The organism is Bradyrhizobium sp. 155, assembly GCF_023101105.1.
GTDB lineage: Bacteria > Pseudomonadota > Alphaproteobacteria > Rhizobiales > Xanthobacteraceae > Bradyrhizobium > Bradyrhizobium canariense_D.
The window spans coordinates 5,976,367-6,000,835 of record NZ_CP064704.1; the positions used below are offsets into that span (position 1 = coordinate 5,976,367).

Annotated in this window: 21 protein-coding genes and 1 pseudogene; 13 read left to right on the plus strand and 9 right to left on the minus strand. The window is 58.8% G+C overall.

Features of this window, described 5'->3' with window-relative positions; genetic code table 11:
- Positions 1-4 precede the first annotated feature (4 nt).
- A complete protein-coding gene (locus tag IVA93_RS28860; RefSeq protein WP_247789283.1) occupies positions 5-1,216 on the minus strand; it encodes an acyltransferase family protein in 1,212 nt (403 codons plus the stop codon).
- A gap of 281 nt (positions 1,217-1,497) precedes the next feature.
- Here IVA93_RS28860 and IVA93_RS28865 point away from each other — a divergent pair, with 281 nt between their 5' ends.
- The 4 genes from IVA93_RS28865 to IVA93_RS28880 all read left to right on the plus strand — a co-directional run bounded on the left by IVA93_RS28865 (position 1,498) and on the right by IVA93_RS28880 (position 5,441).
- Positions 1,498-1,707 (plus strand): hypothetical protein, encoded by a 210-nt coding sequence (locus tag IVA93_RS28865; protein ID WP_157643072.1) that lies wholly within the window; start codon positions 1,498-1,500, stop codon positions 1,705-1,707.
- A gap of 87 nt (positions 1,708-1,794) precedes the next feature.
- Positions 1,795-2,355: a hypothetical protein gene (locus IVA93_RS28870; protein WP_240550517.1), complete on the plus strand. Its 561-nt coding sequence runs from the start codon at positions 1,795-1,797 to the stop codon at positions 2,353-2,355.
- Between the two features lie 28 nt (positions 2,356-2,383).
- On the plus strand, positions 2,384-4,615 hold the full coding sequence (locus IVA93_RS28875; RefSeq protein ID WP_018458860.1) for an AAA family ATPase: 2,232 nt from the start codon (positions 2,384-2,386) through the stop codon (positions 4,613-4,615).
- Between the two features lie 532 nt (positions 4,616-5,147).
- Positions 5,148-5,441: a hypothetical protein gene (locus IVA93_RS28880; RefSeq protein ID WP_018458861.1), complete on the plus strand. Its 294-nt coding sequence runs from the start codon at positions 5,148-5,150 to the stop codon at positions 5,439-5,441.
- 37 nt (positions 5,442-5,478) lie between these two features.
- Here the strand turns inward: IVA93_RS28880 and IVA93_RS28885 are convergent, their stop codons facing one another.
- Positions 5,479-6,909 (minus strand): undecaprenyl-phosphate glucose phosphotransferase, encoded by a 1,431-nt coding sequence (locus IVA93_RS28885; protein WP_018458862.1) that lies wholly within the window; start codon positions 6,907-6,909, stop codon positions 5,479-5,481.
- Positions 6,910-7,501: 592 nt separating this feature from the next.
- Between IVA93_RS28885 and IVA93_RS28890 the strand changes: the two genes are divergently transcribed.
- Positions 7,502-8,239 carry a metallophosphoesterase family protein gene (locus IVA93_RS28890; RefSeq protein WP_026233678.1) on the plus strand — a complete coding sequence of 246 codons (738 nt, stop codon included), beginning with the start codon at positions 7,502-7,504 and terminating at the stop codon, positions 8,237-8,239.
- Between the two features lie 102 nt (positions 8,240-8,341).
- Here the strand turns inward: IVA93_RS28890 and IVA93_RS28895 are convergent, their stop codons facing one another.
- Positions 8,342-8,605 (minus strand): hypothetical protein, encoded by a 264-nt coding sequence (locus IVA93_RS28895; RefSeq protein ID WP_018458864.1) that lies wholly within the window; start codon positions 8,603-8,605, stop codon positions 8,342-8,344.
- A 941-nt stretch (positions 8,606-9,546) separates the two neighbouring features.
- Between IVA93_RS28895 and IVA93_RS28900 the strand changes: the two genes are divergently transcribed.
- On the plus strand, positions 9,547-9,930 hold the full coding sequence (locus IVA93_RS28900; RefSeq protein ID WP_143273163.1) for a hypothetical protein: 384 nt from the start codon (positions 9,547-9,549) through the stop codon (positions 9,928-9,930).
- 179 nt (positions 9,931-10,109) lie between these two features.
- Here the strand turns inward: IVA93_RS28900 and IVA93_RS28905 are convergent, their stop codons facing one another.
- Positions 10,110-10,325 (minus strand): hypothetical protein, encoded by a 216-nt coding sequence (locus IVA93_RS28905; protein WP_018458866.1) that lies wholly within the window; start codon positions 10,323-10,325, stop codon positions 10,110-10,112.
- 952 nt (positions 10,326-11,277) lie between these two features.
- Between IVA93_RS28905 and IVA93_RS28910 the strand changes: the two genes are divergently transcribed.
- Together IVA93_RS28910 and IVA93_RS28915 are read left to right on the plus strand one after the other, a co-directional pair.
- Positions 11,278-12,498 carry an IS701 family transposase gene (locus tag IVA93_RS28910; RefSeq protein WP_247285483.1) on the plus strand — a complete coding sequence of 407 codons (1,221 nt, stop codon included), beginning with the start codon at positions 11,278-11,280 and terminating at the stop codon, positions 12,496-12,498.
- Between the two features lie 664 nt (positions 12,499-13,162).
- Positions 13,163-13,996, plus strand: a complete 834-nt coding sequence (locus IVA93_RS28915) for a Crp/Fnr family transcriptional regulator (protein WP_018460248.1) — start codon at positions 13,163-13,165, stop codon at positions 13,994-13,996.
- Positions 13,997-14,110: 114 nt separating this feature from the next.
- Here the strand turns inward: IVA93_RS28915 and IVA93_RS28920 are convergent, their stop codons facing one another.
- Both IVA93_RS28920 and IVA93_RS28925 read right to left on the minus strand, forming a co-directional pair.
- On the minus strand, positions 14,111-14,542 hold the full coding sequence (locus tag IVA93_RS28920; protein ID WP_018460247.1) for a hypothetical protein: 432 nt from the start codon (positions 14,540-14,542) through the stop codon (positions 14,111-14,113).
- 233 nt (positions 14,543-14,775) lie between these two features.
- On the minus strand, positions 14,776-15,045 hold the full coding sequence (locus IVA93_RS28925) for a cyclase (RefSeq protein ID WP_026233982.1): 270 nt from the start codon (positions 15,043-15,045) through the stop codon (positions 14,776-14,778).
- Between the two features lie 606 nt (positions 15,046-15,651).
- Between IVA93_RS28925 and IVA93_RS28930 the strand changes: the two genes are divergently transcribed.
- From IVA93_RS28930 to IVA93_RS28940, 3 genes are all read left to right on the plus strand, one after another.
- Entirely contained in the window at positions 15,652-16,059 is a 408-nt protein-coding gene (locus IVA93_RS28930; RefSeq protein ID WP_026233981.1) for a hypothetical protein, read from the plus strand.
- A gap of 841 nt (positions 16,060-16,900) precedes the next feature.
- A complete protein-coding gene (locus tag IVA93_RS28935) occupies positions 16,901-17,338 on the plus strand; it encodes a hypothetical protein (RefSeq protein WP_157643137.1) in 438 nt (145 codons plus the stop codon).
- A gap of 96 nt (positions 17,339-17,434) precedes the next feature.
- Positions 17,435-18,973, plus strand: coding sequence for an OpgC domain-containing protein (locus IVA93_RS28940; protein ID WP_247789284.1), 1,539 nt, complete (start codon positions 17,435-17,437; stop codon positions 18,971-18,973).
- 359 nt (positions 18,974-19,332) lie between these two features.
- On the opposite strand, the gene IVA93_RS28945 is transcribed toward IVA93_RS28940, so the two are convergent.
- Positions 19,333-19,542, minus strand: a complete 210-nt coding sequence (locus tag IVA93_RS28945; RefSeq protein ID WP_245288561.1) for a hypothetical protein — start codon at positions 19,540-19,542, stop codon at positions 19,333-19,335.
- A 1,541-nt stretch (positions 19,543-21,083) separates the two neighbouring features.
- Between IVA93_RS28945 and IVA93_RS28950 the strand changes: the two genes are divergently transcribed.
- Positions 21,084-21,281, plus strand: a complete 198-nt coding sequence (locus IVA93_RS28950; RefSeq protein WP_018459985.1) for a DUF6494 family protein — start codon at positions 21,084-21,086, stop codon at positions 21,279-21,281.
- A gap of 220 nt (positions 21,282-21,501) precedes the next feature.
- Positions 21,502-22,252 (plus strand): annotated as a pseudogene (locus IVA93_RS28955) (IS5 family transposase).
- A gap of 400 nt (positions 22,253-22,652) precedes the next feature.
- Here IVA93_RS28955 and IVA93_RS28960 read toward each other — a convergent pair.
- Entirely contained in the window at positions 22,653-22,889 is a 237-nt protein-coding gene (locus IVA93_RS28960; protein ID WP_018459966.1) for a hypothetical protein, read from the minus strand.
- Positions 22,890-23,386: 497 nt separating this feature from the next.
- On the minus strand, positions 23,387-23,833 hold the full coding sequence (locus tag IVA93_RS28965) for a hypothetical protein (RefSeq protein WP_245288559.1): 447 nt from the start codon (positions 23,831-23,833) through the stop codon (positions 23,387-23,389).
- Between the last annotated feature and the right edge of the window lie 636 nt (positions 23,834-24,469).

The following is a 24,469-nucleotide window of genomic DNA, read 5'->3' on the forward strand; positions in this document are numbered from 1 at the left end:
CGCCTCAATTCGTCAGCCGCGCCGATGGCGCCGGAGATGGCGAAAAATCGGGCCGGCTTCCAAGGGCATTCCGAAGCAGCTTACCGCCAAGACTCTCGATGTAGAGATAGCTGAAGTTCGAAACTACCAGCACAGCGGCCAGGGAGATCACGAGGTTCAGCGTCGCCGGCAGCCCCGTCCAGATCGAATCGAGCGCCGCGATCGGCCGTGGCCCAAGTGCCCGCACGAAGTACTCCGCGAAGAGCACCACGAGCGCATGCACCATATAGATGGAGTAGGATCTGCGCCCCAGCCACACCAGCGGCCGCGCCACCAGAATCTTCGGCACCACCAACGCATCCGGAAACGCCAGCAGCGTGCCAAGGAAGGCTGCGAAAACAAGCGGCGCCAGGAAGGTGGTCGCCGGATTGGTCTCTGCGAGGCTGACCAGGACGATACTGGCAATCATGGCGATCAACTGCAGCCCTCCCTGCACGGCAGGGCTCGGCTTGCCTGGCAGCCGACGAACGATCCTGACGGTCAAGACACCGAGGAAGAAGCTCACAAAACAGCGAAGAATGCCGAAATCGGTCTGGAGTCCCAGACTCCTCTTGTCGAGCACGAAGACGATCACGACAAGACTTGCGACCGCGACGAGCCCGGAGACGGCGTAGAACCACGACAGCGAACGCATGCGCTGGGCCAGCAGGACGATCAGGCCGAACACCAGGTAGGTGTAGAATTCGACACTTATGCTCCAGCTCGGAGCGTTCCAGCTGAGATAGTCGATCAGTCCCATCGAATGCAGGAGAAAGACGTTGAGCAGGAAGGAATAGGCGTTGTTCACCTCGAAGGCGGCTGGCGCGGCAACCACGACGCCTGTGGCGACCAAGCCGATACGCAGGAGGCGGAACAGCAGGTTTGCGATCAGCATGACGATGTGAAGCGGATAGACCCGCGCCAAACGCCGCACCATGAATTCGCGCAGCGAGAAGCGTCCGAAGTCGCCCTCGACGTAGCTCAACGACATCACGATGCCACTGAGAACGAAGAACAAGTCGACCAATAGCCACGCGCTTCTGAAGAACGAGCAATTGATCCACGCATTGTGTGGGAATGCCGCGAGAAAGGTCGGCATCAGCAGGAGATGGTGGATCACCACAGATGTCGCGGCGATACCCCGGATGCTGTCGAGCGGCAGGACATGCGCTTTCTCACGATGAACCAACTCCGTCACATCGACATTCCGTAGCTGTTGCACCGCAGCAGTCTGTATCAGGTCTTTGCGTGCTTTCAATCGTCACGATTGAGGATTCGCGTATGACGCATGACGACCGGCGATAAATTCAACGCTCTCTGTCATTCGAACATGCGCGCGACAACTTTGCGCCATTTTTGCTGATCGAGGAGCATCGGGACGAACGAACTGACTCGCCGGCGAATGGTCGCGAGCATTTGCGAACAAAGTATGCGCGAAACCCGGCGGTGTTGCGATTTAGCCTGTACAGAAGATGTTTCTTGATCCAGGCGCTATCCAGCGCTGCTCGCTCGAACAATTTTCGTGTGTCAATTTCGCGACAAGATTTTTGCGACCGCCTCATAAATCTTCAAACTGCAAAAATCGCAGGCGCCATTGTGCCGATCTCGCAGGCATTGCAAATCGTACTTGCACAACCGACGAAAGGTAAGGCACTGATGTATCAATCGATGGGAAGCGCGACCGAATGAAACCCGCTTTTGCATCGCACAAAAATTGACACAGTTGGCTGCCACTCTTCGCGTGTACTGGTTTGCAGCAACGACGAAGGGACACGGATGAGCTGCGAAGTGACGCGTCGTACGAAGCCGAGATGGCTACCCATCATCTTGACGGGATTTGCTCTGATCGCATCGGGCGTCGGTCCGACCCGCGCTCAATGCGTTGGATTCTCGGACCGCGCCTCACAAACCGAACTCGACGCCTTCGTGAAGGCGCCGTCTTCGCTTCTGGAACGGCTACGCAACGACAAAGAGAAGCTGAGGGCTCGCCTTTCTTCATATATCGCGACCAATCCATCGGTGTTGCCGTCGGTGCAGACGCTCATTTCCGAATTGGCTTCCCCCGACCGCTCGACCATCGGCGCGGCGCTGCGGCTCGCAGAAGCGCTGTGCACGTCAACGAAACCGGACGCTGCGCGCAAGATTAGGGATTTCACGCAGCGAGTCGGTGACCTCGCCGTGCAGGCGGGCTATTCCGCGGCGGGAGAAGATGGCTCCAGCGCCCAATTGCAGCCGAGAGACAACAAGCCGACGCAGCCTCGGGGCGGAGCGCTGTTGGAAGGCGAATGGAAGACCAAACTGGCCAATCCATTCAAACCTGTTCCCCTCCCGAATTGATCCTGACCATTAAGGCAGCGAATTTCAGATGTATCAGCCTAGAGAACACTTCCAATCGGGACACCGGTTTGGCATCGAGTTTGGCGGCGCGGTCCTCAGCTTTGACCGTGTCACTGATGTCCTTCGTCGGCAATGGCCGCTGATCGCTGCGGCAGTTGGCGCTTCGCTGGCTCTGGTGATCGTCTATCTGGTTCTGGCAAAGCCGATGTATACGGCAAACGCCCGTATCATGATGGACACCCGGCAAACCCAGGTTCTGGACAAGGACAGCGGGACCAACAGCGCTCTGATCGACACCGGCTATGTCGACAGCCAGGTCGAAGTCATCAATTCTGACGATCTTATCCTTTCAATCGTTCGCCGCCTGCGGCTCACCGAGGATCCGGAATTCAACGGATCCAATCCAGGACTTCTCGCCGTCGTTACCGGCAAGATCATGTCAGTGTTCGAATCCGGCGAACCGCCCACGCAGGAGCGGATCGAACATGCCGTGGTGGAATCGATTCAAAAGAGTCTCAGGGTCGAGCGCGTCCTGACCACATACGTCTTGTCGCTCAATTATCGCGCACACAGCCCGGACAAGGCAGTCAAGATCGTAAATGCGATCGCCGATGCCTACATCGTGGGTGCACTGGAAGCAAAATACCAGTCCACTAAACGGGCGACCGAATGGCTCCAGCAGCGGAGCGTCGAGCTCAGCGAGCAGGCGACGGCCAGCGACCGCGCGGTGCAAACCTTCAAGGCAGAGCACAATATCGTCGGAACCAGCCGCGGCCTCATGTCCGAGCAGCAATTGTCGGACTTGAATACACAGCTGGTTCAGGCGCGGGCGGCCACGGCCGAAGCCAAGGCGCGCCTCGATCGGATCGAAGCGATTTCCGACCAAGACCTCGCCCAACCCACCGTGACGGACGCCCTTAACAACTCGGTCATTACGCGCCTGCGCGCCCAGTACCTCGATTTACAGGCCCAATATGCCGATTGGTCAAGGCGTTACGGCAAGACCCATCTTGCAGCGGTCAATTTGGCCAACAAGATGGAGGAACTGCGCAAGAATATCGCCGATGAGCTTCATCGGATTGGGGACGCTTATCGCAGCGACTACGAGATCGCAAAAAGCCGAGAGGCTTCTCTCGATAAGAACGTGAAAGAGCTGGTCGCCCAGGCGGGTCACACCGGCCAGGCAGAAGTCAAGCTGCGCGATCTCGAAAGCGCGGCCGACACCTATCGCAATCTCTACAACAACTTCCTGGAGAAGCTGCAAAGCGCCACCCAAAATCAGAGCTTCCCGCTCAGCGAGGCACGCCTGATCAGCACCGCGACCAAGCCTGATCGCAAAAGCTCGCCGCGGACGGTTTTGGCCCTGGTGGGAGGCTTGGTCGGCGGCCTCTGCCTCGGCTTCGGCGCCGCCTTTGCGCGCGAGCTCCTCAACGACGTCTTGCGGACCCCCGGAGAGGTCGAGGACGAACTCGGCGTGAAGTGTCTTGGCGTTCTCCCAGATATTCGCCCGCCGACAAAGACGCGCGCGTTGCTTTCGGCATCCGCGAAAGCCGACGAAGCGGGACTATCCCGCTATGTCGTCGATCATCCGTTCTCGCGGTTTGCGGAAACGTTGCGCAACATCAAGGTCTCAATCGACGTTGCGCGCATGACCCGAGAGATCAAGGTCATCGGCATTGTATCGTCGCTGCCAAAGGAAGGAAAAACGACAGTCGCGGCCAATTTCGCTCAGTTGATTGCCATGACAGGTCACCGCACCATCCTCATCGACGGCGACCTGCATACGCGCTCACTCACACGGGAACTCGCGCCGAACGCCAACAGCGGACTGGTCGAGGCCCTCAGTGATCCCACGGGCTTCAGCTATCACGTGCAACGAAGCAAGGAGACCGGTCTCGATTTCCTGCCGTCCATCGTTGCTTCGCGCATGGTCAATTCGGCCGACGTCATCGCATCGAGGCCAATGGCCGACCTGCTCGCGATGCTCCGGGAACACTACGAATATATCATTATCGATCTTGCGCCTGTGATGCCGGTGGCGGACTCAAAAGCGTTCAGCGTCCTCATCGATGCAATGGTCTATGTGATCGAATGGGGAGCAACCACGCGAGCTGCGCTTCAAGAATCAATTTCGGGGTCGGAGATCCTTCAGAAGAAGCTGCTGGGTGCTGTCCTCAATCGCGCCAACCCGAAGATGCTTGGACGCATCGAGGCGTATAAGGGTAAGCACCGCAACAGCTATTACGTCGAACATTCCTAGAGCGAGGGGCGCAGCAAGCCGCACAGTCCGCGGCTGCGCCCCTAGCGCAGGCCCCGACCTGCTGACGGCCGCCGCGGAGCCTTCCGAAGAGACTGCAGGGACCCACTTTTCGGTCCCATCGTCTGCAGGAGCCGACCGAAACGGGCCGTCGGAAATTCGCAGCCGTGGGGCGGGACGCCAGGCGGGGCGAAGATGCGTCAGCGGGGCTCTATTTGAGTTCCGGGGCCGCGACGACGTCGGAACCAACCCGCCAAGTGACCCCATCGTCGGGCTCCGATACGCGCCCAATCCCCGTATTCATCCGGAATCCACAAATGCCGATCTCTGCCATAGCCCAAGGCATGGATTGACGACGGCGATCCGGACGAAAGATAGTAGATAGTGACGTGTTGCCTGCACAAACCTGCCCCCGGCACGAAGGGCTGTTGATCGTGACCGCAACCTGGACTGCCGAATCTTTGAGCACCTTTCCTTCCGAGGTTCAGGGGGCTAACGTGCGCTCATACTCTTCGCATTTTTTCGGCAGGTTCGGATGGTGATTGCTCTTATTGTCCTGAGCATCTGGGTGTTGCTCAATATTCTTTTCGTGTTGATCGTGGTTCCCCCGCGTAAGGCCCGCCGGGGATCCCGACCGCTGGCGACCACTCTCGCGCCTGCCCCGCTCGATCCGAATCGCCGAGAGCTCGAGCATGACGAGCCTTTTTCGCTTCGTCACGTCGTTGCCTCAGTCGCCATGGGAGCGTTCTTCGTCCTTGTGCCGCCAATGCTTGCGCTGCGGGACGCCGTCCTTCGTCTCTTCAAGAAGACCCCCGGCAACGGAAGCTGACGGCCGATAAGTGCCGCCGCCACCTAGGCGGCTCCTACTAATAGGCCTCCTGGAACAGGACCGTCGAGGCCGTACGCGCCATGATCTTCAGATCCAGCCAGATACTCCAATTGCTGACGTACCAGACGTCATATTCCACCCTTTTTTCCATCAAGTCGATCGTCGGGGTTTCTCCCCGGAAGCCGTTGACCTGAGCCCAGCCTGTCAGGCCCGGCTTCATGTGGTGGCGGTAGACGTATTTGCTGATGAGTTCATCGTAGTAATTGTCATGGGCGAGCGCATGCGGGCGCGGCCCGACCAGGGACATGTCGCCGCGCAAGACATTCCAAAGCTGCGGCAACTCGTCGATGCTTGTCATGCGAAGGAAACGCCCGATCTTGGTGACCCGAGCATCCCGTTTGGTGGCCTGGGTAATCGTCTGGCCGTCCTCGCAGACCGTCATGGTCCGAAATTTCCATATCTCGAACGGCTTGCCGTTGAACCCTCGGCGCGACTGGCGGAAGATGGCAGCTCCCGGCGATCCGAGCTTGATCAGAACGGCGACTGTCAGCAGCAGCGGTGCAAGTATGACGAGCGCCAACAAGGCCACCCCTACATCAAGACAGCGCTTTTGGAAACGCTCGAAAACACTGAGCGGCGGCCGCTGAATCTCGACCGCTACGGTCCCGCTGACTGGCAGGAATGGGCGCGACACGAGGTCGGCGATTGAATCATCCGGCAGAAGGCGTACCGGTTGGGGCACCGCGCGCAGGAAGGGCCCGATCTTTCGGAGCATCGGCAATTCGTTCCAATCGATCGCTAGAAGATATTCATCGACGTCCGCCTGGCGCGATTGCCGAATAACATCGCGAATCTGTCGCTCCCAATGGCCGTCGCCGCTGTCGATCCCAAGCACGAAATGACGCATGACGTCGAAACCGTTTCTGCGCAAATCCTTGAAGCGGCTTGAGGTGAAATCGAGCGGCTTCAGGCTCAACAGGATCACCTTGCGATCGACCAAGCGGCTTCTGGCATAGTTTGTCGCGAGTACGAACTGCCAGACAAAGCGCAGACTGATCAATCCGGCGCCTCCGATTGCAGCAAAAATGATCACTGTGCCGCGAGACAGATTGTCCGTGGATTTGAGCAGAAATGCCGCCATAGCGAGGATCGTCAGCGACGCCAACCAGATGAAGACGGCCTTGCGCAGCTGCCAGACCAGATTCAGCAAGCGGTGCGTGGCGTAGACGTCCTGGGAATATGCGACCGCGACGAACACAACGCCGACAATCAATCCTGCCCCCATCGACGCGCCGTCGCCAGTGGAGGCAAGCGCAACATTGTAGAGCGCCGCCCCTGCACCATAACTGAGCAGGATCAGCAGCAGGTCGGCAGCGATGATGACGATCTGAAAAGGCCGCTGAAGAGCCGTGCCGCGCGTTGACGACAGTGCACCAGCGCCTTCAGAACCATAAGTTGCAACAGCCATTCGAACCTCTGCTATCGAGAATGCTTGACGCTGATCCGTGATGCTGAAGATCCGTCACTTCCCCGAACGCAAACTGTGAAGTGATCACAGCGATATTGTGGCGCTGCACGCGAAACTTTTGCGATGCATGAATGCATCGCGTTTTGTTGAGAGGTCATGGGCGCGGAAGACCTGCGTCACAGTGCTGACACACGATCGAAACTCGCTGCCCTATTTTGAATCAGGTTCCGCGTCGAATTCGCTGGGGCGCCTGCGTGAAGCGATAGCAGCTCATCTTTGATGCGCCTGTTGCCCACATTGAGTGACTCCGCAACCGATGTGATTCGATTAGTAGAAGTCCGATGAATTACGATCTAGAGCTGTATCCGCCCAGCTGTCTTCAGCGAGGCAGGCATCTTCCCGCTGCCGGGCGCGATGCAGCCCACGGCAGAGTTGCCTGATTTGCTCAGCGCGCGCCGACAAGCTAAGCAAGCGAATACCCTCCTTTCCTTCGGCGCAATCGGGCTGTCTGAGAGGCGACACCCTTCAATAAGGTCCGGCCGCGGACCGACTTGGCGAAACTGTCCCCACCACCTCACCGAGTGTGCGCGCCATGACATCTTTTGCCCAATCACACCCGCCGATTCATAGGCCGCAACTGCCGGATGGCGTCCGAATTTACGCGATCTCGGATATTCATGGCTGCTCGCATTTGCTGCAGCCCATGCTGCGGGTCATCGACGCCGACTTGGCCCACAGTCGGCCACGCTATGCGATCGAGGTGTTCATGGGCGACTATGTCGATCGCGGCCCGGACACGCGCGCCACGCTTGACCTCTTGGTCGAACGAAGCCGGCGGGGAAACTCGATTTTTCTCAAGGGAAACCACGAGGCATTTTTAGTGAGGGTTTTCGAAGACCCTTCGTTGTTTGAAGATTGGCTTCGCATCGGTGGCGCCCAGACACTCATGTCCTATGGACTCGCGCCGCCAGACCTGAAGCGCGACGACCCAGCGTCGATCATGCGCGATTTGATCCGCGCAATGCCGGGTGAGCATCTGGAGTTCCTGGACGAACTACGGCTTAGCTTTACCTGTGGAGATTTTTTCTTCGTCCACGCCGGCGTTCGCCCGGGTGTCCCCTTGGCCGAGCAAAGCGAAAGCGACCTGCTTTGGATTCGCGAAGAGTTCCTTCAGAGTGAGGAGCAGTTCGGCAAATATATCGTTCATGGTCACACGCCGGTGCGCACCGCCGAAGTTCTGGCAAACCGGGTCAACATCGATACGGGCGCCTACGCGACGGGCAATCTAACTCTCATGAGCATACAAGGCAGCCGGATGCTCGCGGTATGACTGCCCAGGATATGACTAGCCTGGGAATGTCTCCCGATTCGTCGGGAAGATTGTTCCTGAAGCCAATGGAATGCCTCGGCGGTCACGAGCTAAGAGCATCACCTAGTTGAGCACGAGTGGCATTTCCCCTCCAGCCCGCGTGTCGGCCATCCAGTTGCGCCAGGCCCGCTCATGCTTGGCGTAGAGCTCCAGCCATCGTTGTCCCGGCTTGTTCTGATCGAAGCGAAGGCCAGGGCCGAGGGGCGCGTCGGGCTTGTCCAACGTCTCGAACTCGATGGTTTCCGCGATCGTCAAACCGAAAAGGACACGCTGTCCTGTACCGTCCACGATGTACCGTCGCGGTGCGTCCCTCATCGGCTGGGTCATGTTCTGTGTCGCCTATGGTCGTGAGAACAAAGGTGTCGCTCGCACGCTGGACGAGGCCTAAAGGGCACGTCGGACGCGCCCGAATGCCGAGCTGGGAGTCGATCGGGCTGTTCTGCGCGAGGTACCGGAGGGTTCGTTCGTCGTCGTTCGTTGCGACCGCCGGGGACGCAGCGCATAGACCGACATGACGCCGGCGCAGAAGATCAAGGCGAAGACAAATGCAGAAGCCATAGGAGTCGTCCCTGAATAGTGCAGTGCTCATCAAGAGTGAGCAGTGTGTCGACATCATGATTCCTGATGATCTTGGTGGCTCTCCTGCTGCCAAAAGATTGCCCACGCGTGATCGTGTCCTGAGCAGCAGCATCTGAGTTGTCTGATAGCGCGATCTTTTGGCCGGACGCACCGACACGGATGGTCACCTTCAAATCTGTTCTGTCCCGTCCAGGTGGATTCGCGCACCTGAAGAGCTGGATTTCGCAGCCATTCTATGGAACGATGCGCTTGCAACCTTTTAGAGGCCGTCGCGTTATTTCTCGCCCATTTCGAGAGGGATTGATCCAATGAACTTCCGCACCCTTGCTCCATCCATTGCTCTTTCTGTTCTTGGCCTTGCTTTGATAACGACCGCAGCTTCAGCCGCGGAGCTCGCGCTTGCTCCTGCGCATCATCGGTCGGCCCACCTCCGAACCGGTTACGTGTTTTGGGATGATGTCTACCCGCCTGCGATCTATGGCCCCAACCTTCGCTCTGTCGAGGAAGTCGCCGCGCTCAAGGCGGAGGCCCGACCTGTGTCGCAACGCTGGTGGGGGTATTGGTACGCTCGGTGAACGGCACAGCGTTTAGCGACCAGCCGCGTTCACCCATGAATCGCCGCAACACCGGGCAGCCGGTGGCGGCGATTTTGTTTGAGCTTGCCTGGCCGATCCAACCATGATCACCGCATGGGCGGCAGCATGAGGCCCAAAACAGCGGCGGCAAGCCTATGTTTTTTCGCGGGATACTGGCTGCAAGCGCATGCTGCGGCCGCAGGTGAATGCGCCTTGCGGCCCGAGCGCTTCGTACTGCTTTCCGACACCGTGTATTGGGTTGTTTCAATCCCAGCCGGCACGGAATGCCTGCAAGGCCTGCGCGGCAGAACTCAGCTTCTGGATGAAGTTAAACTGGCAGAGGCGCCCAGTGCCGGTCATGTGACGATCGTCGGCCCGTCATTTCGCTACCAAGCCCCCTCACGTCCAGGGACTGACCGGTTTCGAATTGCGGTGTCAGGCGAAAACCGCAGGCAGCGCGGATCCTCGATCATCGCTGTGGAAGTGACCGTCAGATAGGGCCGTGCCGACTGGCGAGGAAGCGGAGCCGGAGCGCTGTCGCTGCACTGGACGGCTCGATGGAGAAATTGAGGCAGCCCCAGCCCGTGCCGCCTAAACTCAGTTCCGTCGCGGAAGGATCCTCACGGAAGGCTGCTGCCGATTGCCGGCAAGCTTTCGAGGTCCCGTCGGGAACGCTGCTACTTCGCCTGCGCACCCCGGTCCCAGGGCCGCTTGCCATCCGCGCCCCTGTCCCACGGCCGCGCGGTCGGGGCGTCCTTCTCCTGCGTGGCGGCCTGCGCACGATCGGCCTGAACCCGTTCGCGATCGGTTAATGGGGCCTTCGGGGCTAGCGGTTCGGGCTGCGCCAAGGCCGGCGTCGCGATGAGCAGCATCGCCAAAATCAATTTTTTCATCCCCGGCCTTAACACACTGGCCGCAGGCTGTCCGATCTATTCGGAGCCATAGCTCGAAGGAAAAGGCCCACAACGGTGGGCCTTTCGGTGAGAGCTGATGAATAGATCGCCCTATTTCTGATCTTCGTTGCTGGTGCCTGATCCGGGGCTTCCGATCGGCAAACCATTAGCTGAATGACCAACCCCGGAGTTACGCTCGGCTTGCGCGGCGGCCGGCGTCTTTCCGTTCGCGGTTGGGGGTTGGACGTTCGGATTGTTCTGGCTGGGGTTGGGGCTGCTCGTGTTCACGTTAGCGCCGGTGGTGGTGCCTTGAGTCCCTATGCCGGAAGGAGCCGAGGGGCCCGAGGTCGCGCTGCTCGACGAGGTGCCTGTCCCAGCACCAGAGCTTGCCGCCGAACCCGCGCCGCCGCCGGCTCCCCCACCCGAGCCGCCACCGCCGCCTTGGGCGAACGCTGTCGACGAGAATGCTATGCAGGCAAGGACAACGAACAGAGGTTTGCGGATCATGGATGCGTCTCCCTGCGCTTGAACAGCAATCACGACAGACGCAGGAAGTTCCTTCGCTGCCGCGGTCCGAATTCCCTGCGAACAGGGAATTTTACAGGGAAAGCGCGCCTGCGGTGAGGCCGCTATCCCATGAAAATGCGAACATTTGCCTCGAAATTCAGTGCATCCGGGGCGCGATCCGCCAAATCCGAACAGGGAATTTATCGCTAGCGAACAGGGAATTTGCGTGCATACGGCTGGACGAAACAGGCGATGTGCGGGCTACGGATCCGTGCCGCATGCCGTGGCGCGAATAGCGCAAGCATCGCCTGTGGATCACCGCCAGTGCAGGGGCGGCGTCTGCGCACGGCGAGGAATCCCGAACAGTCGCCGAATTTAACTGGCAGCAGGGCCCTCCTAGCATTACAGTTGCTTTTGTTGCGGGCTTCTGAATCCATGGGCAACCATGATTCGAATGTCGTGGGCGCGGGCCGCGTCGGTTGAGGCGACGCTTGCGTTGTGGGCGGCGTCGCTTCGAGAGATCAAGCAACGGATACGTCCGTTGTTCACGCAAGAGCGTGTTGCGACGAATGCAGGTCTGTTCCTGGAAGGTCTGCTCGGAGATGAGCAGCGCAAGACCGGTTGGATGCGCGCGGAGGCGGCTGGCGATCCCGGCCCATGGCGGCAGCAGGCGATTCTGGGTCGTGGAGACTGGGACGCTGATGCCCTGCGCGATATCGTGCACGACTATGTCATCGAGCATTTGGCGGATGACGATGCGGTGCTCGTGATCGACGAGACCGGTTTTCTCAAACAGGGCAAAGCGTCATGCGGAGTGGCGCGGCAATACACTGGTTCGGCAGGAAAGATCACGAACTGCCAGATCGGCGTCTTCGCTGCCTACGTTTCGCGTCATGGCCATGCGTTCATCGATCGCGCGTTGTATCTTCCGAAGGAATGGACCGACGATCCAGATCGTCTGGAAGCCACATATGTGCCTGCCGATGTCGGCTTTGCGACCAAACCAAAGCTTGCGACGAGAATGATCGCACGCGCGATAGCCGGGTCTGTACCATTCAAGTGGGTTGCCGGTGATACCGTCTACGGTGTTGGCAACATCGAACAGCAACTACGTCGGGCAGGCAAAGGCTACGTGCTTGGGGTCAGCAGCGCTCATGTGTTTCGATCCTGGGGCAAGCGACCGCCGGTCGCCGGTACGGCTGCAGACCTCGCCCGGACGCGGCGCTCATCCGACTGGAAGCGCCTGTCGGCGGGAGCCGGAACCAAAGGACCGCGGCTGCACGATTGGTGTTATCTCGAATTGGCGGATCTCGAGGCCGAGCAGTCCAACAGTGCAAATGACGGTTTGTGGACACGCGGTCTACTGATCCGTCGTCGCATTGCCGATGATGACCTCGCCTTCTTCACCACCTGGTGCCCAGCGGGAACAGCCATTGAAACGCTGGTCGCGGTCGAAGGCCATCGATGGGCGATCGAGGACAGCTTTGAAACGGCGAAAAACGAGTTCGGGCTCGATCACAACGAGAGCAGATCCTGGCATGGCTGGCACCGTCATGTGTCCTTGGTGATGCTCGCCTTCGCCATGATGGCCGCGATCCGACATCGCGCTAATCCGCCACCGCCCAAAAAAACGAAACGGCGCCCCCCGGCAAAAGCCAAAACATAACCACCCCACCACTGATCCGTTGGTCAATCCAGGAAATCCGCCGCATTGCTATCAGACTTGCGCGGAAGCGGATTCAACCCGCACACATCATCGCATGGTCCTTCTGGCGCAGAGCTCACCAGGCTGCCGCTCAACGCGCCCACTTCAAATCAAAAAAGCAACTGTAATGCTAGGCTGTGTACTCATTAAGCAGCTGGCCGCGTTATGTCCGCACTTTCGGCAGACCTAAGCGTGCTGGCCTGGGGCCTCCTGACGGACAACGCCCGCATGTCCGTTGAGGGCAAAAGCGTCGCTCTGGCGGACGGCGGCAAATTTCCGGCTTTACCCCAATCGACCGACGGATAATTGCACCGTGTCAACGGAAGCGCCGGGCCAAAAGACGTGCACGCCCCACACCGCCGAAGACGTCAGCTAGGAAGCCAAGAGCAAGCGCTGCCGGAACCATCACCGGTTGATCATCCCGCAGGGCCCCGCTCGCCGAGTCGCACAACGGGCGTGAATAGTATGATGTATGCAAGATCCTGCTTGCGCGGCGAGACGCCGGCAGCGTCTCCGCAAATGTCCGTGCTTGATCTCGACTAATGGCTCTGTTTGGATAGTTGCCTTTCGGCAACTCATAATTCGGATAATCCTAGTGAATGAAATAGATGGACGCGGCCGTTCAGTGGGGGCTCTTTCACAAGAAAGCATCGGGACCGTCAACCGCACTGGCATCGGGAATCGGCTACTGGCAGCGCTGCCGCCAACGGATCTCAGCTTGCTCACGCCCTACTTCCAGAAGATCTCGTTTGAGCCAGATGCGGTTCTGGTGCGCTCGGGCGATGAGATGGACCCGGTCTATTTTCCCCATAGCGGCGCAATCGCCTTCATGCTCGATATGCCGGACGGGCAAACGGTCGCAACCACCTTGATGGGACGGGAAGGCGCTTTGGCCTCTTTCTCCGTACTCGGCCCATCGCTTTCATCCGTGACCGCGATTGCACGCATCGCTGGCACAGCATCATTGATTTCCGCCGCCAAATTTCGGGATGCCTATGCGCAAAGCGCAGCCATCAGGAATGTCGTTCAGCTCCACGCCCGCGCGGTGTTATTGCAACTCCAGCACGTAGCCGCTTGCAACGCGCTGCACCGGGTGGATGGCCGCATGGCGCGGTGGCTTCTGCAGCTTCACGACCGCGTTCCCGATGACCTCCTTCCGGTGACGCAGGAGGCGCTTGCGCAATTGCTTGGGGTGCGGCGGACGACAGTGACTCTGACGATGAGCAAGCTGCGCGCGGCCGGCGCCGTCCCCTCCGACCGGCGCGGGTTTATCGAGATCGACCGGGTGCGGCTCGAGCGCGTTGTATGCGACTGCTATGCGCTCATGCAGCGCAAGATCGATCGGATGTATTGCCAGGAATTGTCGGCGCCCCAGCCTACCCGTGCGCCGTTCCGGGAAAGCGCCATCGTCTCGTCCGGCGGAGCGAGTGGTGAATCCAGAGCCGTTTCGCAGAAATAGAGACCATGCGATAGCCGCCTTCGGTCAGAAGCTGCCATTAGGTAGCAGGCCGGCGCAGGTCCGCAACGGGACATGAGCCGACTTCGCTCCAAGCAGCGATACTTGTCAGGCTCCTTAGCGGCCGTAGGGGAAGCAGCGGTGGCGATCGAGTGTGAGACCGAAATGCGCTCCTAGCGCAGCGATGGCCGCATCCTGCTCAGGATAAGGATCGGCATTGCATGCGGCAACGATGATGATCCGGAACCCGCCGCGATCCTTGCCACCCGGTGGCAGCATCGCTGTAGCCAGTGGATTACCCTCCCTGTCACGCAACGTGAGGAAAAGCGGCATCTCTCGCTGTACATGGGCCTCGAGGCCGATGTCGCGCTCGATCGCGTTGGGCTGCTCCGGACGCCAGGATTGGACTGCCTTCTCTCGCTCGCGGCAGAAATATTTCTCGACTGTGTGGCGCATCAGGCGCGACTCTTGCACCGCTTCACCTTCCGTTTCGATACGGAACCAGGTCTTACCCTTCGGCGTGTCGCAAACATACTGCATTTCGCCCATCCTGATCGCCGCAATTCTAGGGCGGCGGGCCCGCAAAGCCAGAATGTCATTCTCGTCGCGTTTCGATCTTTGCGTTTTTACACAGCCAGGGTCAATCGCGTCACTTTGGCCGCGTGCCGTTCTCTACCGGTCTACCCCTGTGAACGGATATCGTCAGACCGCTTCGGCATGTCTCAATGGGCCAACAGGCGACATGGTACCACCACAGCCGGCACTTGGCCGGGATCGATACTTCACGCCTTTTTGGTAAACCAAATCGTTGGAGCTTTCGCTACTCCCGCATTCTGCATGGCATTCTTCAATTCAGCACTCTCCGCGAAGGCTTGCGCAGCTTCAATCGTGGCAAACTCGTGAGTTACTGTGATGTCATTGGGATTTTCGACTGCTCGGTAGACAGCCTCGGCTGTTACGCCCTTCGTCTTCTGAACCGAAGCAAAATCGTCGTAAACTTTCCGCCAGGTCTTGTAGTCGGAAACCGTGTGTCTAACAAACATAGTCGTCATCAGATGTTCCTCCCAGACTGGTCGTAGCAATCTTTCCACGAACGCTTGAAACAGCACTTCCAGTAGCACCAGTATAATACCGGCCACCGCTTGGAGCTATTTCATTTCCGGGTTGCACTGATGGCATCGGACCCTTGCCCTTTGTCCGATAAAACTGAGGCGTGCTGCCACTTCGCTGATGGGCTAGCTCCGGGCGGTCTTGCGGGAGCAGCATCATCGCCTCCGCACTCGACGCCAATAGGTCGTGGCCGCGCACTTACTGCGACCCGCCACAGGACCAGTCAGTGACACTGACTTGCGTATTCAGTTGTCGCAGTGTGAAGTTGCTGACGCCGGGTCCGAACTTCAGGCCTAAGCAAACTGAGGCATTATGCCTCTTGGGCGAAACACCCATTTCTAGGGCGCGTCCGTTCTCGTAGAATGTGGTTGCCCTTGAAGCGGGATGTGCCGAAGTCACCGTTCGGGACGAACGAGCAGTACTAGCGCTGTCGGCAGGTACGCTAGCCTAAGAGACCGCCCCCTTTTCGGTTTCACACCACGATTTCACATTCCACACGCGCGCAGCTTTTGCGGCGGCTTGTTGCAAGTAACCCAGGGAGAAAAGCGATGAGCAAGATCGATCGAAGGTCTGCATTGAGATTCGGGTTGGCAGCGGCTTCGGCGGCCATGATAAAGCCCGCCGCCGCTCAAACGACGGGCTACAAGGACACAACTCCGTGGCCAGGTGTGGTGGTGCGTGAGTATGATGGCGAGACACCATCGCTGATCCCGGGTTTTAAGACCGTCTCAATGCGCGACATCATCATGCAGCCGGGATCGAAGACCATGGGGCCCCCGATGATGAATGCCATGGTCTGCCATATCACCGAAGGAGAGCTTCGGCTTGAGCAGGACGAAAAGACCTTTACCGGCAAGAAGAATTTTGTCTGGACCTGCAACAAGGACACAAAGGAGCAGGCGTTCAATGATGGGAACGTGGTCGCGATTATGCGGATCACGGACCTGAAGGCTTAAGGCTCGTTCTTCGTAAGTAATCGATTGTGGGAGCGAATGGCGCACGCGACGGCACCGATCGGGTCGGCTTGCCCTCTGACGTGACTTCCTGGTTGCGCCGAACTCTAGATATGTCGCTGCGCCAACTGACGCGAGACAAACGTCTAAGGGCTAGTTGGTGGACGATATGAAATCGACGAGCGCCCCGCCAATTGGTCGGGGCGTCTCAATTCAAGACTACTGCAACATGAAGAGAGAGAGAGAGAGAGAGGGAGAGGGAGAGGGAGAGGGAGAGGGAGAGGGAGAGGGAGGCCGATGTCTGAATTGGGGTCACAAGCGGTCCTCGCCGGCCTGCTCCCGACAGGTCGGCTATGGGCCAGGAAGAGACATTTATCTCGCGCTGCGCGTCATGCGATCTGAGTCCGTCTCGCGCGCCGTTGCCCTTCTATGCCTCAGCGGTTGTGTGAAACCTCCGCGCGTTCATAAATCGTGAGTTGTGTTTGCCGTTGATCAGATCATGCTCTTCCAGTCGAGGTAAACGTGTGCCCGAATCGGACATCTAGTGCGCTGCCAGGCTCGCCGCTCGGCACGCAGTGACACGCAAGGTTCGAGCCGAGCTGACGCGGCTTTAAACGTATCAGTCAGCCAGCTTGACATCTTTTCGCGACAGGTCAGTGCCGCTGCTTGAACCCGCTGCCGCTGCTGCACTCCCCGCTGTGCCACTGCTCATCGAAGGGTAGGGCTCAGTTCCTGGGCGGTTGCAGCGATCAGCGCCGTTCACGACGTACCATATTTCGTTAGGTTTCTCGGGCCTCGCGACGCCGCGATGGCCGCAATGTCTCGATCTCTGGGAGGGAGAGACATGATGAAGCGATCGCCTATTCTCTCTCTGGTGGCTGTCGCGAGCTTCACCGTCCTATGGTTTGTTCTGGATGCCGATCTGCATTCTAGAAGGGCGGCTGCCACTGCAACAACAGCCATGCCACCCGAGGTCGTAGCTGCCGAGCCTTTCAGAACGGCCCACGCCGCTAACAAAAGGTCGATGAGGATACTTGCACTGGATCAGGCTAAGCATCTCGCTTTCTGGACGTCCGTTTTGAAGAATAGAAAGCAGGCCTGTGGAGCTGTTGTTCGGACCATGTATCAAGGCGGCACCGAATCTGGGGTCGATGCTTGGCGCATTGGCTGCCGGGACGGCAGCGAATATTCGATAACAATTAATCCGGACGCGCATGGCTCTGAGGCGGAGTTTCCGGTTTCAGTTTGCAGTGGAATCGCTTTCGCCCGAGGTGCTGAATAGCCCCGTCATTGAGCGTTCAGCACCCGCGAGATCGCCTCTTTATGCCAGCTGTTATCCGCTGTCCCGGCGCGTCCTCGCCAACATGCGAGGATGATCATGACGATTACCCGATCACGACGTGAAACGGTGGAGTTCGAGCACCCATTTCGGATCACAAGCTTCGAGCGGATACTACCGGCTGGCTCCTATGAAGTGATTACCGACGAAGAATTAATGGAAGGAATGGAAGGATTATCATTTCCGTCCTTTCGGTCCGTCGCCACCATGATGATGGTGCCTGCGCCGCCGCCGCGCAGCTCTTTCGTCGAGATGGTGGCGATCAGTTCGATCAATCTGTCCGATGCCCGGGAGCCGATGCGATCGTATCCCGTTAGTGACGCGCCGGCCCACCTCGACAAGCATCGGACTGCGCTGAACATTGACAGTCGCCGGATGCTGGCGGAGATCGAGCGAAACGCGTTGCGCGGACTGCATCCGCAGCCCGAACCCGAGTTGCTCGCGGCGCCTGCGATGCCATTGGCGGGCCCGCGGCCGGAGCCGAAAGGGCTAGGCCGCGACCTACGCATCGATGCTTGCCGCGGCCTCGCGCTCTGGTGCATCTTTTTGAATCATTTCCCCAACAACATCGGAAGCTGGCTGACGCTGCGGAACTACGGCTTCAGTGATAGCGCGGAAGTATTCATGTTCGTCTCGGGTGTGACCTGCGCACTGGCTTACGGCAGCGCACATTCGCGCGATGGCTGGCCCGGCGTCATCACCCGTACGCTGTGGCGAAGCTGGGACATTTATGTTGCATTTCTATTGCTCACTATAGCTTGCGCCATCATGGTCTACCTAACCGGCGGTGGCCGGATCGCCGACGAGAGCAACACGCGCCTTTTGCTGGAACATCCGGGTGCGGCGCTCGCGCATGCGGCGATCCTGCAATACCGTCCGGTCAATACCGACGTCTTGCCGATTTTCGTGGTTTATCATCTTTTGTTTGCACCACTATTGTGGTTGCTGTTGCGAGTGCCGAACGTGACACTCGGCGCGTCGCTCTTGCTTTATGCGCTGGTACACGTCTTCGGCTGGACCGTCCCGGCCTGGCCTAACAACGTGTGGTTCTTCAACCCGCTGGCTTGGCAGCTGCTGGTTGTGCTCGGCGCCTGGTGTGTCATTGCGGGCAAGGGAGTCTGGCCCTGGATGACCTGTCGCATCGCGCTTGTACTTGCAGTTCTCTATCTAACTTTTAGCCTGATCGTCGCATTGAGTTGGTGGCTCACGACCCTGGAAGATCTGGTCCCACAAGCACTCGCCAGTGTGGTTTACCAAGTCGACAAATCGGATCTCGCTCCCTTGCGGTTGCTGCATTTTTTAGCGCTTGCGATTTTGGCGGTATGGCTCGTACCCCGCGATTGGCAAGGACTGCCGATGCCGCTGATGCGCGCAGCGATCCGCTGTGGGGAGAATTCGCTGGCAATCTATTGTCTCGGTGTTCTGCTGGCGCTCGCCAGCCAAATAGCGCTGGCCGACATCTCGAATGGTCTTGCGATGCAGATCGCGCTCAGCCTCGCCGGCATCCTGCTGATGATCGCCGCCGCAACGCTGCTGAACTCAATCAGGATCAAACCCGGGCAGCCACGATTGATTTGAAGACTTGAGGAAACTTGTTGGCCAGAGAGGCGAGCAGGCAAAATTCGGAGAAGGCTGCCAACGGCCAGCCTCCACGTCTTCTCTTCCGGGAGGCGATCAAGCTGCGAACTTCACGCGGTGACACGATTTGCAGCGTGATGCGAACGTTGAGATGCTTCCTCCCAAAATCGCAACATGACCGCTTCGGGTCAAAACGCGAAGAACTGAACGTGAGTTGATCTGGTCTGCCATCCCTCAATCAGCGGACCTTGTGGAGGGGCTCGACTTTGTCGCCCAAAACGGCCGCCCGATCGCCTCTCAGCGCACGGGAGGAATTATGTCGACACATGAGCTTAAGGATGCTCAGAGTCGGCAGCACATCATTGGTGGTCAAGCCGCACCACGTCATTCGCCAATTTCGGCGAGCTGCGGCGCAGGAGGAAGCACACCCCGCAAAGTGTCTCCTTCCTCCACATGAGGCGGCAGGTGAAGGTTTCGGAATGTTCGTCGAACGATAGCGCAAATTCGCTGGCGAATATGTAGTACGGCGTGGAGATGCAGGTTCCCAGGGCGCTGATGTCGCGCACCACGCACGGATGGGTCCCACTCATCCACCAAACGACAGCCGCGCCGCCCGGTTGATCGGTATCCGCTCCATTGCTCGACGTTCGACCATGGCGAGATTCTCCAATGAAGAGGTAACTTCCAATCGAGCCATCGCAGCGATCGCGATTGCACCTCTACAGAGCCAGTTTTCCGATCCCGCCGAGCCCGGAAAACGGCAATATCTGCACGTTGATCTGCACCGCCTAGGCTAACAAGGCAGTATTTTGTCTCATTAAAATTAAACCGGATCGCGTGGTTCATCCGCCGACGTTGGTACCCACCTCACAAGCAAATGAAACCGCTCAGGACACGTCTTTTCCACGATAATGAGGTATTTCACAGCACTTTCAGCGAACCTGAGCTACTATTAATTGAACTGAGTGATTTTACGTCCTCCGGCCTGACAATGGCGGTTTTTAAATAGTCATAGTAAGGCGCGCTGATGAGTAGGCCTGGTCAGGGGCACAACCGCATGTTGAGCAAGCCGAGGAACGAAGTCGGCAAACGTTCAAAAGTCACAGGTGTCTCGGCGATGCGTCGCCGATTGCGGCGACAGCGGCGTTTTGTTTTCTAGCCACACACCGTGGCGACGAAAGTGCCGTAGGCTCGCAGCCACGAAGCATCAGAGATCTCTGGCCGAAAAAAGCGCCCGCGTTGACTTGTTCGGCTTTGGGTCAAAGGCAGCCCTCGGCAGCTTGCATGATCGGGTCGGCTCATCTCCCGGAAGCGGCCCTCGCAGCGCTCTAACTGAGGTCGGTGACGGGCCATGTGTGGAAGTCGTTCGTACACTGGCTACTCGCAAGCCGAGCGAGACGGATCGCTCGGCTACAATTTAGTTATGGCAGCCCAGCAACGAGGCAAATGTCTATGAGGTCTTCCCATTCGACGAGATTTGCGATGTCCGTGATGTGCGTGTCGAGATTTATGTCTCTGCTGAGGAGATGCGAGCGTTCTGCCAATCCCGTAAGCGTAAGCGCATAGACTTTGTGGCCCTGCTTTTCGAGCCTCTCGGTGACGCCAACACCAAGCTTGGTAAAAGGCTCCGCCAATAAGAACAAACGTCTTTTGCGCGGATTGAGCACGTGCGCTGCTGATGCTTGATGAAGTTACCGAGACCGCGCTTACTCCGGCCGCGAGACTGCCGATCAATCAGCGGCGGGTGACGTCTGACAAGGTCATGAAATCTCTCCGTGCAAAAAAATTGGGTACCATACGAGTGCAACAGTGTAATCGCCAAAGCCGAACAAATGGAAGATGACTTCAGCGGCCTTCGAATGAATATTTTTTTGACCGGTCACTGACTTCCGCCATGGGTCACAAGCGGCGGTCGGCGACAGCTCCAGCCGTGTCCGGTCCACCTCAAACGGCCGACCTTGCGCCGCCTCGGGTGTAGTCTTCAGCTCCGGGCCGACGTTGTAGGCAATCAGGTTGAGGAGGAAGTCGGGGGTGACGCGAGTTGGGCCTCGATGTTGGGTCTTTGCTCGCCTCGTGTTAGACATCGCCTGACCGACCAGGGAGAACAGCCATGACCGCCGAGTTCGATGAAGACCGCTTCAATATGGCTATCCGTAAATTTCTGAAGCATGTTGGAGTTACATCGCAGCGCGAAATCGAAAACCTAGTGCGCAGCGGGGTGAAAGGTGGCCAGCTCAAACTGCGAATGACCCTGTCGGCTGAGGGAACGGCGCTGAAACATGTAGTCGAGGAAACAATCGCACTCTGACGATGTCCCGGCTGCCCCGGCATTGCCGCCCTGTTGGTGGAGCATTCAATCCTGTTGATTTCCAGCAACGACTGCTTTGGGTCATTTTCGACAGTTTTGGCACAGAGTGCGGGATGGTTGATGCCCGTTCCTGTCCAAAAGGCGCGTACCAGTGTCTGCCCATGAGCGTTGCGTTTGGCCGAATGGCCGTGATTCAAACTTCCGAACTGGAGCTCGAATCATGCGCTACGAACTCGCTGACTATGAATGGACCGCTATCAAGCCGATGCTGCCGAACAAGCCGCGTGGCGTCCCCCGGTCGAACGACAGACGGGTCCTCTTCTGGATCCTTCGATCAGGAGCACCCTGGCGTGATCTGCCGGCGGCGTTTGGGCCATACACCACTTGCTACAACCGCTTCGTCAGGCGGCGGCGGGCTGTCGTCTGGGGCCGCATCATAAAAGCGCTTGCCACTGCCCATGATGCCGCTACCCAGATGATCGACACCTCCATTGTCAGCGTACATCAGCATGGGGCCTGCATCGCAAGGAACCAGCCAATCGATGGGAAGGTCCCGCGGCGGTTTGACGAGCAAAATCCATGCGGTGGTCGACAGCAATGGTCTGCCGGTACGGTTGGCGCTGAGCCCCGGTAAGGCCAATCCGTTCGACTTGCCGGAAAACTGCTGTCTCGTCTGAAATCCGGGTCAATGTTGCTTGCGGACCGTGGCTATGACGCGGACTGGATCAGGGAGCTTGCCATGAAGAAGGGCGCGCGTGGGCCAACATCCCGCCGAAGAGCAATCGCAGCGATCCGATCTGCTTCAGCCCATATCTCTACCGCGCTCGCAACCGGGTTGAGCGGTTCTTCAACCGGATCAAACAATGTCGTCGGGTGGCGAGGCGGTACATAGGCTGGCCGCCAACTACCTTGCCTTCGTTCAGCTCGCGTCAATCAGGCTATGGCTGCGTCTTTATGAGTCCGCGTCCTAGTTCTTGCCAAGGCGGTCCGATGCAACATCGCGATGTGCGGTTTCGTTCTTCCCCTTGTCGTCGATGCCGCGCGAAGGGTTGGTGTCCGGCTGGGCGCTGGTACCTTGCCGAGACCGAGCTGCTGGGCGGCTGCGATGCCGATCGTCACCTTGCACGATCTGAGCGAGGTGCCAGCTCCGGATACTGCGACTTGCGCTCAAATGCTTGAGCAAGGACGCCGCCTGGGACGTGGCCGGCCCCGCGGGTCGAGCTGATCGAGCTGATGAACCGCGCGACGTCTGGATCCATGCGCAATAGGATGAGGCGAAGGTGCCTTAGCGGCCGTTGGTGGAAGCTATGCTTAAAATCGTTCAGGGCGCGGGACGGATAAGACAAGCCGACCGCCCAGCCTCTTTCCGCATCAGCCGCGCTTCTTGTGAGCGGATGGCTTAAATTCCACGACCTCGTGCTGCTCGCTGGAATCCGAGTGCCCTTGTTGTTTTACGATGATCTCAAGCTCAAGAGCTTCGAAGGCGAGTTCATCCGCCAAGCGTTGAAAGAGCGCGCGCTTTTCGGCATCGGTCGCCGACTGACTCATAAGAGCAAAGTCTCTGGCGTCCGCACGGAGCCTCTCCAATCGTCGCCCGAGGTCCTTCATCGTCTTGGCTCAGGTTCTAAACTCATCCTCGACGCAAACAGTAACCTTGCTTTCCGGGATGACGGATGATTCAACTACGGAAACAATATATTGGTTCTCCTAACTGTTAGTTAGCGGCGTATTCACCGAGCGGTGCATAGGCACGGTCGCCCATGGGACCAACTTTGGTTGGACGGGCTGGTGGCCGCGGCGCGAGGCCTCGTCTCCGACCTTGCCGCAGGTCCACCCAGGGTGCCATCAAAGGTACATCAAGGTCTGAAACCGCACAGACCCGAGTTTTGCACGCATCAGGTCTACGGCACCAAGCTGCTGTGCGTCGAACATTGGCCGGGCGCGCGCCGCGGCAGGACCGGTTCAAGGCTTGAGTTAAATGGCGCGATATTAAATGATTCAATCATCCGGCTTCTGGCAGGCGAGTTGCGGCGCCAGCCATCGGGACCGGCCCTGCGAAGCCCACCGGATCTCGGTCGCAAGTCTGCTCGCCGCTTCGCTCGCAGCTACAAACCCCGCTTTGTGATGCCGGGAACGCGTTTGGGCGAAACGGTTGTTCGTCGCTCGACCTGCGCTTTGGCGTCCAGCACTTTATCGCCAGCTCGCGCGGCGCGCGGCCGGCTCACCTGGTCCGAAAGACTGGGGCCCTTTCCAAACGTTCCGACCGGGGGACCATTTGTCGCGTGACCACCACTGATGTTTCCTTTGGCCTGTGCTGCCGGGGCTGATGCGTTTCGGGAGGGTAATGAGCCGATGATGATCTGGTCCTCGTTGCTTGTACCCGTCCCAATGGCCCCGATCGGCAGGCCATTTTGCGCGTGACCAACTCCGACATTTCTTGCGGCCTGTGCGGCCGTCCGCGACTTTGTCGGCGTGGCGGGTTCAACGTTCGGATTGTTCGATTGATTGTTGGTGCTCGGATTTGCGCCGGTGGCGGTGTCTTTCGTCCCCATTCCGGCAGGCGCTGAGGGACCAGCGCCGGCGCTACCCGCATTCGTCCCCATTCCGGCAGGCGCCGACGGACCAGCGCTGGCGCTGCTCGCGCTTGTCCCCGTGCCCGCACCCGCCGACCCAGCATTTGCGGCGCCTCCTGGCGCGAGGACCAGCAGAGCTGAGCTGGCGACGATGGCGGCGAGCACCAAAGGGGTGGCATGGGGCATTGGACGATCTCCTTGCCAGACCGTTAACCATGATCCCCCGGCGCGGTTCCTCTGCGCCATGGCGGGTTCTGCCGCATAGTGCTGGACCGCACGCGCGCCCTCGATTGGTCGCACGCAAAGCGCAAAACCGCGCGAGCTACTATTGCCGATTCAAGGTGCCATTGCAGATTAGTCAGCAGCTCTGACGGAGGTGGCCGCTTTAATGTAACACTCGGGTTGCTTCTGCTAGCCGGACCTTCTCTCTCAGCTCCTCAAGATCCTCGAGCGCGTCGAGTAGTTGCATCAGATTGCGGGTAACATGTGCCAGATTGGGCTTTGGGCGTTTGAAGATTCGAATTTTTGGTCCCATTGCTAGACGTCTCCTCGCAACGAAAATCACTGGTCCGACTGATTGGCAAGGAGCGTGCCATCTGAGCGTCCGCGGAGAGC